This is a genomic window from Paucihalobacter ruber (genome assembly GCF_006494535.1).
Classification (GTDB): Bacteria; Bacteroidota; Bacteroidia; order Flavobacteriales; family Flavobacteriaceae; genus Paucihalobacter; species Paucihalobacter ruber.
In genome coordinates this window covers 91,132-103,750 of record NZ_VHIQ01000005.1, presented here as the reverse complement: position 1 = coordinate 103,750, position 12,619 = coordinate 91,132, and the positions used below count along the sequence as shown (strand labels likewise).

Below are 12,619 nucleotides of genomic sequence, written 5' to 3'. Positions count from 1 at the left end.
GATTAGAAAAAGAATCGGGGCTAACAGTTTTTGTGGAGATGTTACCTGTTGCCCCGCATTCTTTATATAAAATATTATTAACCAATTAAAATTAAACACAATGAAACAATTATGTATTGTATTACTCATGTTGCCGTTAATGGTAACATCGCAAAATTTTGAAGAAGCGCTTTTATCAATGAGCGTTATAACCGTTAAACAAGGTCACAACGCACAATTTCTTGAAGGCGTTAGCAAGTGGAAAGATTGCTATGTTGAAAACGAAGGTGCCAACCAATGGAATTTTTGGTCGAGAGTTCAAGGTGAAGGATCTGTTTATGGCTTAACCGGATGGATGAGCAACTGGGCCGAAATGGATAAAGAAGACCCCGCAAGCGAAAAATGCGCCATGAATGCTGTTAATTTCATCATTCCTCATATTGAAAAATCAGAATATAACATCGCCAGCACCTTACCCGATTGGAGTAAAAAAACAATGGCTACCGACACCAAAGTTGTTTGGGTAACCTATTTCAGAGTGAAAAACGGCTCGGCTTTTAGTGAAGTTATTAAAGAAATTACGGGTACTATAAAAACTCAAGAAGGCGAACCACGCGGACAATGGTATGCATTTGAAGGAGGCAGTGAACAATCACCGGATTATATGGTGGTGAGCTCATTTAGCGGATATGCCGCATTAGATGAAGACCGCGATGGCCCTTGGAAAGTATACGAAAACGTACACGGCAAGAAAAAAACAGACGATTTAAGAGCTAAGTATCGAAGTGCTGTTGATAACTCCTGGGCTTACATGTGGAGCCTCAACGAAAAACTATCCAACTAATAATAACCAATAACCAACAAACAGGTCAGACAACATCAAAAAGGTCTGGCCTGTTTTTAAATTTTATCATTATGCAAAAATTAATTCTTTTAGCGCTAACTGTAGTGCTTTTTACAGCTTGTAACCAAAACGTTCGTTACACCCAACAATCACCTGAAATTGACACCTACAAAAAGGTGATCAAAGCTTACCAGAATCTTGACTGGGATGCGTTTGCGACTCACTATGCAGACACCGCCAAAATTTTCAACAATGCCACTAAGGATAAGGGCCTAACCTTAACAGAATTGATAGCATCGAACCAACAAGATGCTTCACTTTTTTCGACCTGGAATTACGTAGACTCTGAAAGCGACTACGAAATGGTGGTCACCGATAAGGGTGAAACCTGGGTTAACTTTTGGGGTTTATGGCAAGGAAAACTCAAAGCCGATGGAAAAACTTATGATATCCCGGCACACATGACCATACAATTTGTTGGTGGTAAAATTGTAAAAGAATATGGCTATTGGGATATTTCTAGATTTTTCTACAATCCTGAAAACAGCGTAGTAATAGACCAATTATACAAAGCCTTTGCAGCCGGTGATGTGCCCGCAGTTCTGGCCGCTATGGATCCAGGAATTGTTTGGAACGAAGCCGAAAGTAATTTTTATGCCGATGGCAATCCCTACATTGGTCCCGAAGCTGTTTTAAACGGCGTGTTTGGCAGAGTTCTCGCTGAACACGAGTACTTCAATTTGCAAGATATTGAGTTGCACGATATGACTAACAACAAAGTCTTGGCCACTTTACGTTACGATGCCAAACACAACAATGGCAAAACTTTTAATGCGCAAGTTGCGCATTTATGGACTTTAAACAACGGAAAAATCACTGCCTTTCAGCAATATGTGGATACTAAGAAATTGTATGACGTCACAGGAAAATAGAATTTTCCTTTAAACGAACAAAAATGAAACACGTATTAATTACCGGAACAAGCAAAGGTATTGGCCTTGAAACGGCTCTCGCTTTTGGAATATCTGGCTATAAGGTATTTGCTACTATGCGCAATACTTCAAAGGCTGACGATTTCAAACAAATAATAGCAACCGAATCTTTAGACATTACTATAGCTGAAATGGACGTAGATTCTGATGATTCTGTAAAACAATGCATCGATGACATTATTAAAAAACATAAATTCATTGATGTTCTGGTCAATAACGCTGGGATTGAACGCCATGGTTCCATTGAGGAATTGAATATGAAAGACTTCAAGGATGTCATGGAAACCAACTATTTTGGGGTGCTTCGCTGCACGAAAGCTTTGTTGCCTTTGATGCGAAAGAATCGAGCGGGCTGCATTATCAACATTGCCTCGGTTTCTGGTCATATCTCAAGTGGTCCGTTGGGAGCTTATGCTGCCAGCAAATTTGCGCTTGAAGCCATGAGTGAAGCCTTGGCGGGTGAAGTAAAACCATTTAACATTCGGGTTGTCGTCGTGGAGCCAGGCATAATCAATACGCAAATGGCGAGCGATATTAGTATAGATGCGGAATCTCTCTATCCACATTCAAAGCGTCTCGCCGGAATGTTCTCGGCGTCACTAAAAACACCAACACCACCAACATTGGTCGCCGACAAAATTTTGGAAGTGGCAGAAAGTGGCACCTGGAAATTGAGACATCCTGTTGGTCCCGATGCCGAACCATTTATTCAATGGCGCAAATCAATGACCGACGAACAATGGATAGACTGGAGCGCTTGCAGCAATGAAGACTGGTATAAATCCGTAGAACAAGATTTTGGATTAGATGCCAGGTGAAATCAAAGTAATTAAAACAATACTTATTAAAAATAAAGAATGGGAAAATCAACACACAATTCAGAAAAACCGGAGTACTTCTTACTCCGTCCGGAAGTCGAAAAAGCCTATGGCTATTCACACGCCGTAAAAATTGGAAACCATATCAAAATTTCAGGTGCCGTAAGTATGGACGATGAAGGCAATCCGACAGCTGTGGGAGATTTGGAGCAACAAATGAAAAATTGCTATGCCGACTTAGATAAAATTCTAAAACATTACGGCTGCACCTTTGATGATGTCGTTAAAGAAGATGTATTTACCACCAATATGGCTTTGTTTCTAGAACATGCGGGATACCGTGCTGAAATTTATAAAAATCACTTTCCCACAGGAACTTGGTTGGGCGTAAAAGAATTGGCTTTACCGGAATTGATGATTGAAATTGAAATGGAAGTTTACAAGACTAACTAAATATGTTGACCTTAAAAAATTTAAAAATAGAATTTTCGGCATTAAAAAAATTAACCTCTTTCGTTATTTGCGTCTCTGCCTGCAACTTTAAAGCGCAAAGCGGGTCAGGCTGGTTTGAAGTGCGATATTTCCACCACAAAGGCACAAAGCACACAGAGTTTTTCTTTGTGTTCTCTGTGCCTCCTCCAAAGGCGGACACGTCTGTGGTATATTTTTTACCACAAAGTATATGATTTAAAAATATATTAAAAAGCTTTAAAAAACATAAAATCTCTTAATAAATTATGAAAGTATCAGCATTTGCGGCAAAAGGCCCCAACCAAAAATTAGAAGCATTCTCTTACGAAATGGGAGAACTTGGAGCAGAGCAAGTCGATGTCAAAGTCATCAATTGCGGGATCTGCCATTCAGACCTTAGTATGATGAACAACGATTGGGGCATGACCACCTACCCCATTGTTCCCGGACATGAAATTATAGGTGAAGTTGTCGCCGCAGGTAATGCGGTTAAAAACGTAAAAGTTGGAGATAAAGTGGGCGTGGGCTGGTATTCCAGTTCTTGTATGTCGTGCCATGAATGTATGGACGGATCGCATCACCTTTGTTCTAGCGTACAGTTCACCATTGGCGGCCGTCATGGCGGTTTTGCCGACTATGTACGAAGCCATTGGTCTTGGGCCATTCCTTTACCTGATGGCATTAACCTAGATAAAGCAGGGCCTTTGCTTTGTGGCGGAATCACGGTGTTTAATCCCATTCTGCTGGCAGGTGTTAAAGCAACCGACAAAGTTGGGGTTATTGGCATAGGTGGTTTGGGACATATGGCACTCAAGTTTCTGAATAAATGGGGTTGCGAAGTGGTTGCCTTTAGTTCCAACCCAAGTAAAAAAGAATCCATTTTAAAAATGGGCGCGACCAAAGTAGTAGATTCAACAAAGCCGGAAGAATTGGAAAAAATCGCCGGGACTTTAAACTTTATTCTGAATACCACCAATGTCACCTTAGATTGGAATTCCTATTTGGTGGCACTCGCACCCAAAGGAAAATTTCACAATGTCGGTGCAGTATTGGAGCCTTTGGCAATTCCGGCATTTACCTTAATAATGGGAGAAAAGTCGGTTGCAGGCAGTCCGCTTGGTAGCCCGGCACTAACCCGCACTATGCTTGAATTCTGCGTGCGTCACGACATCTACCCTATTACAGAAGAGTTTCCTATGGCAAAAGCAAATGAAGCTTTAGCCCATTTAGAATCAGGTAAGGCGCGTTTTAGAATTGTATTGAAAAATTAAAACCAAAACAAAATGAAAAATCTTATTAAAAACAAAACCAAGGCCATCTCAATCATCATTGTTTTACTATTTATTTCAACAAGCTGCAATAATGCTCCCAAGTCTGTAGAAAGTGAAATAGTAGAAACGAATACAGTTTTTGATTTAGAAAAAGAAAAAGAAGAACTGCAAAAATCATTTGAAGGCGTTAAGGAAGCTCTGGCAAGTGGAAACGCCAAAGCTGTAGCCAAATTTTATACCGAAGACGGTGTATTTATGCCACATAATAGCCAAATTTTTACCGGAAGAGAGGAGATTGAAAAAGCTTTTGAAGGATTTATTGCAGGTGGATTTACAGATTTAGACGTAGAATCTACCTGGGCAGAGGGTTGTGGCGACTATTTATTAGATACTGAACAGTGGACTTTAAGTAATGGGAAAGATACCCTCATAGGAAAATCGTTAGTGATTTGGAAAAAGGAAGATGGGATGTGGAAAATGTATAAAGACATGATTAATACAGATACACCATAACAATAAACAGTTGAAGAAATAATCACTTTAATTGAAAATAATAATTAAGAAATATCATCATCATGAATTTACAACTCAAAGGAAAAAACGCCATCGTCACCGGTGGCAGTAAAGGTATAGGGAGAAGTATTGCATTAAACTTGGCAGAAGAAGGCGTCAACGTAGCTATTTGTGCCCGAGGTGAAGCAGCCTTAAAAAAGACCGAAAAAGAACTGCTTGACAAAGGCGTAAAAGTAATTGCATCAACTTGCGATGTTGGAAATTCCGAAGAATTACATTCGTTTCTAAACCGTGTAAAAGCACAATTTGGAACCGTTGATATTTTAGTTAATAATGTTTCAGCTTTGAGCCTCGGTGACGATTTTAGCGACTGGGAAACTTCCATCAATGTCGATTTATTAGGCAGCGTTAACGCTACCAGAAAAGTCATTCCATGGATGCTTGAGGCAGGTAGTGGCAACATTTTGTTTATTTCATCGGGTTCCGGTCTTGAAGCCGGATCACCGCCTGCTTACGCCGCAGTAAAAGCAGCCATCATTAGCTATTCTAAAACTATGGCCATTCAACTGGCACCAAAAAATATCAGAGTCAATACCATTGCACCAGGCTCAGTAGAGTTTCCCGATGGACTTTGGGAATTGACCAAAACACAAAACCCACCATTGTACGATTGGGCACTCAGTTCTATCCCTTCGGGAAGACTAGGCACACCGGACGAAATAGGCAAAGTAGCCACATTCATCGTTTCGCCATGCGCCAGTTGGGTTGTTGGCACCTGTCTAGCTGTAGATGGCGGACAACATAAAGCTAATTTGTAAAACAATTTAATCAAAATAAACATATGAAAAGTATACTAATCACAGGATGCAGCACAGGATTCGGATTTGAAGCTGCCAAGTATCTTGCAGAAAAAGGGCATCATGTATATGCCACCATGCGTAACACCAAAGCCAAAAATGCCGGACCTGCAAAAGAATTATCAGATTTTGCAAAATCTAAAAACCTGCACCTAGAGGTTGTGGATTTAGATGTCACTTCAGACCAAAGCGTTGCTGATGCCATGAAACACATTAACAATTGTGATGTGTTGATTAACAATGCCGGTAGAGGTTTTGGCGGACCTGTTGAAGCCTTTTCGTCTGAAGAATGCATGGCGCAACTCGATTTAAACGTGATTGGTAACGTGCGCATGCTAAAAGCCGTGTTGCCAATGATGCGCGCAAAAAAATCGGGGCTGGTTATTCAACTAAGCTCCATTGCAGGCCGATTGGCAGTACCCGGATTTGGGATTTATCACGCCAGTAAATGGGCTGTTGAAGGCATGAGCGAAGCCTTACGCTATGAGCTTGGTCCGTTGGGAATCGATGTCGCCATTGTACAACCTGGTCCGTTCTCAACTAATTTTTTTCCGGGCGTCATTTATCCCGAAGACACTACCACTGCAGCGGCATACGACCATGTAGCCAGCTTTTTGGATACCTTCGGCAGTCAATCCATGGCGGCTTTTGAAAATCCCGATGCACCAACCGATCCGGATTTAGTGGTGAAAAAATTTGAAGAACTCATCAATCTTCCCGCAGGAAAAAGACCCTTAAGAAATATTGTAGGTTTAGATATGGGGGCGCAAAGTATGAACGATGTTACAGAACCTGTTCGACAGGAAATGTTAAAAGCTTTCAATATAGCCGACTTTGACGGTGCAAAATCTAAACCATAAACAAATCAACTATAACCAACTACATGGAACCACTAACCACCAACGAATTAAAACCCACCTTAAAACACGCCCGTATCAACGCCTTAGATGTAATTAGAGGTATCGCCCTACTAGGTATTTTACTAATGAATATCAATGGCATGGGCTTGCCCTACTCCTACGAAGACCCAAGTGTTCTTGGCCATACCGAAGGCCTAAACTATGCCGTGTGGTTGGTCAACGAACTCTTTTTTGAAGGTACCATGCGCGGCCTGTTTACCATACTGTTCGGAGCAGGCGTTATTTTACTAACTACAAGGCTTATTGATAAAGGTGCAGGTATTTCAACCGCCGATGTCTATTACAGAAGAATCGTGTGGCTTTTGCTATTTGGCTTGGTCAACACATGGGTATTTTTATGGGATGGCGATATTTTGTATGCTTATGGCTTATTTGGGTTCTTTTTGTTTCCGTTTAGAAACTTAGCGGTTAAGAATCTACTCATTATTGCTGCAGTTTTAATTTGCATAGGGACCGCATGGGATATTAGTGACTATCACAAAAACAAAACCCTAAAAACTGAAGCTGAAGAAGCTCTGGCTTTAAAAGAAAGTGGCGCCGAACTTGACAAGAAAGCCGAAGGAGCCATCGCCCAATGGGAAAAAATATCCACTAAAAAAACACCGGACGAAATTCAAGAACACATCACCGGCATGCAAGGCAATTATTTTGAAGTCCGACAAGAAAAAGCCAACGAAATACAATGGATGCAAACATGGTTTCAATACCGTTATGGCGCTTGGGACATTTTAAGTTTTATGTTTTTAGGAATGGCATTTTATAAACGGAGAATACTTCATGGTGAAAAAAGCACGAATTTCTATATTTTCTTAGCCATTATTGGATATGCAGTAGGCTTGAGCGTCAATTATTACGAAGTCAACCTGATCACTAGTAACGATTTTGATACCATTCATATCTATCAGGCTAAACAAACCTATAATGTTGGAAGACTGTTCATCACCCTGGGACATGTTGGCTTTTTTATGCTCTTTATAAAATCGGGTGCTATTGGTTTTCTGCAAAGAGGTTTGGCTGCGGTTGGACGCATGGCATTGTCTAATTATTTAATGCACAGCATCATCACGTCTATTGTGTTTCTTGGGTTTGGGTTTGGATTGTATGGCCAATTAGAGCGATACGAATTGTATTATGTGGTTTTTAGCATCTGGATTTTCCAACTTATTGTAAGCCCCATTTGGTTGAAATATTTCTTATTTGGCCCTTTTGAGTGGTTGTGGCGTTCCTTGACTTACGGGAAGAAGCAGCCTTTTAAAGTTAAAAAACTAAGTATTACATAAAACTTATGAAAATGAAAACAAATAAAAATAAACTTTAACCAACTACATGGAACCACTAACCACCAACGAATTAAAACCTAGGTTCAACCAATCTCGCATCAATGCCTTAGATGTAATAAGAGGCATCGCCTTATTGGGGATTTTACTCATGAATATCAACGGTATGGGCTTGCCCTACTCCTATTCCGATCCTAGCGTACTTGGACACACCGAGGGCCTAAACTATACAGTTTGGTTTGCCAATGAACTATTTTTTGAAGGCACCATGCGCGGTTTGTTTACCATATTGTTTGGTGCCGGTGTTATATTGCTTACGTCGCGCCTCATTGACAAAGGTGCAGGTATTTCAACCGCCGATGTGTATTACCGAAGAATCGTTTGGCTTTTGCTATTTGGATTGGTAAACTCATGGCTGTTTCTCTGGGATGGCGATATCTTGTATGCTTACGGCTTATTTGGATTCTTTTTGTTTCCGTTTAGAAACTTACGGGTAAAAAATTTACTAATAATTACGGCAGTTTTAATTTGCATAGGAATTGCTTGGGATATTAGTGACTATCACAAAAACAAAGATTTAAAAACCGACTATGAGAAAGCCATGGTTTTAAAAGAAAGTGGTGCTACACTCGACAAAAAAGCTGAAGAAGACATAGGCCAATGGGAAAAACTATCCACTAAAAAAACACCAGAAGAAATACAGGAATACATTGATGGGATGAAGGGAAATTACCTTAGCATCATAAAGCAAAAAGCCAGTAAAATACAGATGATGCAAACCTGGGTTCAATATCGCTATTTTGTATGGGACATTTTAAGTTTTATGTTTTTAGGAATGGCCTTTTATAAATTGAGAGTACTTCACGGTGAAAGAAGTGTCAAATTTTATGTAATACTGGCTTTAATTGGTTATGTGGTTGGATTAAGCGTGAACTATTATGAAGTTACCTTAATTACAGGCAGCAATTATGATACTCTTCATGTCCAACAAGCCAAGCAAACCTATCATGTTGGCAGACTATTTATTACCTTGGGACATATTGGCTTTTTTATGCTATTTATAAAATCGGGAGCTATTGGCTTTCTGCAAAGAGGTCTGGCAGCGGTTGGCCGCATGGCATTGTCTAATTATTTAATGCATAGCATTATTACCTCTATTGTGTTTGTTGGTTTTGGAATGTTCGGTCAGTTAGAGCGCTACGAATTGTATTATGTAGTGTTTAGCATCTGGATTTTTCAACTGATTACTAGTCCGATTTGGCTAAAGTATTTTCAATTTGGACCCTTTGAATGGTTATGGCGTTCGTTGACTTATGGGAAGAAACAGCCTTTTAAAGTTACGAAAAATTAAAAACATATTTAATGATAGAATTATGAAAAACAAAGTAGTACTCATTACCGGCGCAAGCAGTGGCATAGGTAAAGCGACTGCCGAAGCTTTTGCAAAAAAAGGTGCCAATGTTGTAGTCGCCGCACGCCGAATTGAAGAACTTCAAGCCTTAGTCAAGTCAATAGAAGCAATGGGCTGTAAGGCATCGGCCATAAAAACCGATGTCTCTAGTGCTAAAAGCGTCGAGCAAATGGTCGCCCATACCATTAATACTTTTGGCAGGTTAGATTATGCTGTTAACAGTGCAGGTATAGAGGGCAACTTTGGAAGTGTTATTGATTTACCCGAAGAGGAATGGGATCAAGTTATTAATATCAATCTTAAAGGTACCTTTCTCTGCATGAAATACCAAGCCAAAGCCATGCTAAAGTCGGGCAATGGTGGTGCGATTGTTAATATTGGTTCGGTCAATTCTTTTCTTGGTTTTCCAACCGGATCGGCTTATGTAACATCAAAACATGGTCTTATAGGACTAACGTCTAGTGCTTCGGCCGAATTAGCACCTCAGGGCATTAGAGTTAATTTGTTGTGCCCGGGTGTTACCAAAACACCAATGCACGATCGTTTAAGAGGTATTGTTGGAGATGATTTGTACGATAAAGGATTAATTCCAACCATACATCTGCAACGTGCCGGTAGTCCCGAAGAGATGGCAAACGCTATTCTTTTTCTGTGTTCAGATGGAGCCAGTTACATCAGTGGGTCAACGCTTACGGTTGATGGCGGACTAACCTTAACGATGTAGCAACTAAAAAAATCAATTTTCTTAGATTCAAAATTACAAATAATTAAAAATTAAACAATTAATAAATTTAATATTATGTCAAGATCAAACGAAACAATCACCTTAACTGTAAACACCTCAGGTATTACACAGTCTAACTTTTTATCTCAGGTAGCTTTTACAGACGGAGATGGAGACACTTTACCTCCTAACGCCAATGCTACTGCTTTTAACACACCATTAAACGGCGGTGCCATGGTTACATGGTCTGCCCAATCAAGCGACGGCGTAGATACTATTCATTTATCAAGCGTAGCGCCTAATGATGCATCTACAGATTTCTTTGTTATGGGACCAAATGGTCCTGACGCTATGGGTAATTGGAGCGCTCGTGTAAGAGGAAGTAACCCGAACAATGTTTTAGAGTGCGAATACACTATAAAATTCTATATCAACGGCGATACTTCAAATGTTTTTACTATAGACCCTAAATTACAAATTAGTAAAGCATCATAAAAAAGTAAAGACTTAATATGTTTGTACGAGAACACATAAAAATTCGATGTAATGGCGCGCTGTTGTTTATCATTTTTTTTGTGTTTTCGTTTATTTTAAAAGGACAGGAAAATTTCAACATTGATAGTCTAAAATTTGAAATAAGGAACACAACCGAAGTTTTTAAAAAAATGGTTGTATTAGATTCGGTTCTAAATTTAAAAACACTGAATCCGAGTGACAAGTTAGAACTGGCCAATATGATTATTGAATTAGCGAAAAAGCAGGAAAATTATAGTTTTTTATCGCAAGGTTACCTTCAAAAAGCGAATGCTCTGCAACAAATGGGTGATTATCTCAAAGCTTTAGAATCTTATTTAGTTTGTATGGACTATACGAAGTTGGCAGATGAAGAAACCCTTGACGAAGCTGCACTAACCATCTCCATTGCAGATACCTATTCTCTAATGGAAAATTCTAAAAATGCCCAGCATTATTACCAGCAAGGCATTGCATTATTGAGAGATACCAAAAATAAAAATGATAGTACCAAATTGGCATCTGCACTGTTAAATGCCGGTGACGAATTTTATTACGACGGCCGGTATGATAAGGCTTTGGAATACTTTAAAGAGTCTGAGACACTGTTTAAATCCTTAGATTTTAAAATTGGCATCGCCTATAATTTGGGTAATCAAGGTATGGTTTATGCTGCCTTAGGACAGCATGAAATGGCTAAAGCCAATATAAACAAGGCCATTGCAATGTTAGAAGAGCTGGAACATTATGATCCGGTATCAGTTTATTTAAACGAAATGTCTAGCATTTACGAAACCCAATCCAATTATGATTTAGCATTAGAATATTCATCAAGAAGTTTACAATTAGCTAAAAAGTTAAAAGCCAAAGACCAAATTAGTGAGGCCAACCTTCAATTGTCAAAACTGTACGAAAAGTCAGGCCAGTTTGATCGCGCCTTAAACGCTTATAAAAATTATAAAATCTACAGAGATAGCATTATCAATATTGAAACGGTTCAACAAGTTGCAGATTTAAGAACGGATATGGAAGTTGGTAAAAAGCAGTCAGAGGTAGATTTACTCACTCAAAAACGAAAAACCAACCGCATTGTCATGTTTGCGATTGCAGGTGCTTCGTTTTTTATAATAGTAATAGCTTTAGGATTATATAGACGCAACAATTATATCAAAAAAACCAACAAAATTATTTCAAACGAAAAAGAACGATCAGACAAATTATTACTAAACATTTTACCGGAAAAAACAGCTCAGGAATTAAAAGATCATGGTAGAGTAAAGGCCAAAAGGTTTGATTCTGTAACAGTTCTATTTTCTGATTTTAAAGGATTTACACATTATGCTGAAAATTTAGAACCAGAAGAACTGGTTAATACGGTTGATTATTATTTTTCAAAATTTGATGAAATTGTTGAGAAATACGGTCTAGAAAAAATAAAAACTGTTGGTGATGCCTATATGGTGGCTGGCGGATTGCCATTTGTTACTGAAGACCATGCTATTAAAATGACAAAAGCCGCCTTTGAAATGGTTGCGTTTGTGAATTCATCTAAAGAGAGTAATTTAACCTCTGCGTCCTTCGATATAAGAATTGGTATCAATACCGGACCGGTAGTAGCAGGCGTTGTAGGTAGCAAAAAGTTTGCCTATGATATTTGGGGCGATACGGTTAACATAGCCGCCAGAATGGAAACGAATTCCGAACCCGGTAAAATAAATATTTCAGAGAATACCTATCACATCATAAAATCTGAATTTAGCTGTAGCTATCGCGGAGAATTAGAAGTGAAAAATAGAGGCAAATTAAAGATGTTTTTTGTGTCTGAGCCCCTTCAGAAGCACTCCGACCCTAAAATTAACTTCATACAAAATGATAAAATCTTTTAGAAAAAAATATGAATTTTAAAATAAACTTTTTGAAAAAACACTATAACTACCAAAAATATCACAGAACAAGTAAAACAACTCATTTGCTTGATAAATAATGTTATACTCCAGAAAAGCATATTACAATTTAATTTAGAGCTATA

At 39.0% G+C, this 12,619-nt stretch carries 13 protein-coding genes; all 13 read left to right on the top strand.

Features of this window, described 5'->3' with window-relative positions; genetic code table 11:
• Nucleotides 1–100: 100 nt before the first annotated feature.
• The gene (locus tag FJ651_RS10970; protein WP_140990573.1) at nucleotides 101–823 is read left to right on the top strand and encodes a hypothetical protein; all 723 of its coding nucleotides are present in this window, start codon (nucleotides 101–103) and stop codon (nucleotides 821–823) included.
• 71 nt (nucleotides 824–894) lie between these two features.
• On the top strand, nucleotides 895–1,755 hold the full coding sequence (locus FJ651_RS15820; RefSeq protein ID WP_246085356.1) for a nuclear transport factor 2 family protein: 861 nt from the start codon (nucleotides 895–897) through the stop codon (nucleotides 1,753–1,755).
• 23 nt (nucleotides 1,756–1,778) lie between these two features.
• Nucleotides 1,779–2,633, top strand: coding sequence for an SDR family oxidoreductase (locus tag FJ651_RS10960; RefSeq protein WP_140990572.1), 855 nt, complete (start codon nucleotides 1,779–1,781; stop codon nucleotides 2,631–2,633).
• Nucleotides 2,634–2,672: 39 nt separating this feature from the next.
• On the top strand, nucleotides 2,673–3,086 hold the full coding sequence (locus tag FJ651_RS10955; RefSeq protein ID WP_140990571.1) for a RidA family protein: 414 nt from the start codon (nucleotides 2,673–2,675) through the stop codon (nucleotides 3,084–3,086).
• Nucleotides 3,087–3,370: 284 nt separating this feature from the next.
• Nucleotides 3,371–4,375 carry an NADPH-dependent aldehyde reductase Ahr gene (gene ahr / locus FJ651_RS10950; RefSeq protein ID WP_140990570.1) on the top strand — a complete coding sequence of 335 codons (1,005 nt, stop codon included), beginning with the start codon at nucleotides 3,371–3,373 and terminating at the stop codon, nucleotides 4,373–4,375.
• 12 nt (nucleotides 4,376–4,387) lie between these two features.
• A complete protein-coding gene (locus FJ651_RS10945; RefSeq protein ID WP_140990569.1) occupies nucleotides 4,388–4,888 on the top strand; it encodes a YybH family protein in 501 nt (166 codons plus the stop codon).
• Between the two features lie 62 nt (nucleotides 4,889–4,950).
• Nucleotides 4,951–5,706 (top strand): SDR family NAD(P)-dependent oxidoreductase, encoded by a 756-nt coding sequence (locus FJ651_RS10940; RefSeq protein ID WP_140990568.1) that lies wholly within the window; start codon nucleotides 4,951–4,953, stop codon nucleotides 5,704–5,706.
• Between the two features lie 23 nt (nucleotides 5,707–5,729).
• On the top strand, nucleotides 5,730–6,605 hold the full coding sequence (locus FJ651_RS10935) for an SDR family oxidoreductase (protein WP_140990567.1): 876 nt from the start codon (nucleotides 5,730–5,732) through the stop codon (nucleotides 6,603–6,605).
• A 23-nt stretch (nucleotides 6,606–6,628) separates the two neighbouring features.
• Entirely contained in the window at nucleotides 6,629–7,945 is a 1,317-nt protein-coding gene (locus tag FJ651_RS10930; RefSeq protein ID WP_140990566.1) for a DUF418 domain-containing protein, read from the top strand.
• Between the two features lie 46 nt (nucleotides 7,946–7,991).
• On the top strand, nucleotides 7,992–9,293 hold the full coding sequence (locus FJ651_RS10925; protein WP_140990565.1) for a DUF418 domain-containing protein: 1,302 nt from the start codon (nucleotides 7,992–7,994) through the stop codon (nucleotides 9,291–9,293).
• A gap of 22 nt (nucleotides 9,294–9,315) precedes the next feature.
• Nucleotides 9,316–10,077, top strand: a complete 762-nt coding sequence (locus tag FJ651_RS10920) for an SDR family NAD(P)-dependent oxidoreductase (protein WP_140990564.1) — start codon at nucleotides 9,316–9,318, stop codon at nucleotides 10,075–10,077.
• A gap of 75 nt (nucleotides 10,078–10,152) precedes the next feature.
• Complete coding sequence (locus FJ651_RS10915; RefSeq protein ID WP_140990563.1) at nucleotides 10,153–10,572, top strand: hypothetical protein; 420 nt, start codon at nucleotides 10,153–10,155, stop codon at nucleotides 10,570–10,572.
• Nucleotides 10,573–10,742: 170 nt separating this feature from the next.
• Entirely contained in the window at nucleotides 10,743–12,476 is a 1,734-nt protein-coding gene (locus FJ651_RS10910) for an adenylate/guanylate cyclase domain-containing protein (RefSeq protein ID WP_216746135.1), read from the top strand.
• The last annotated feature ends 143 nt before the right edge of the window (nucleotides 12,477–12,619 follow it).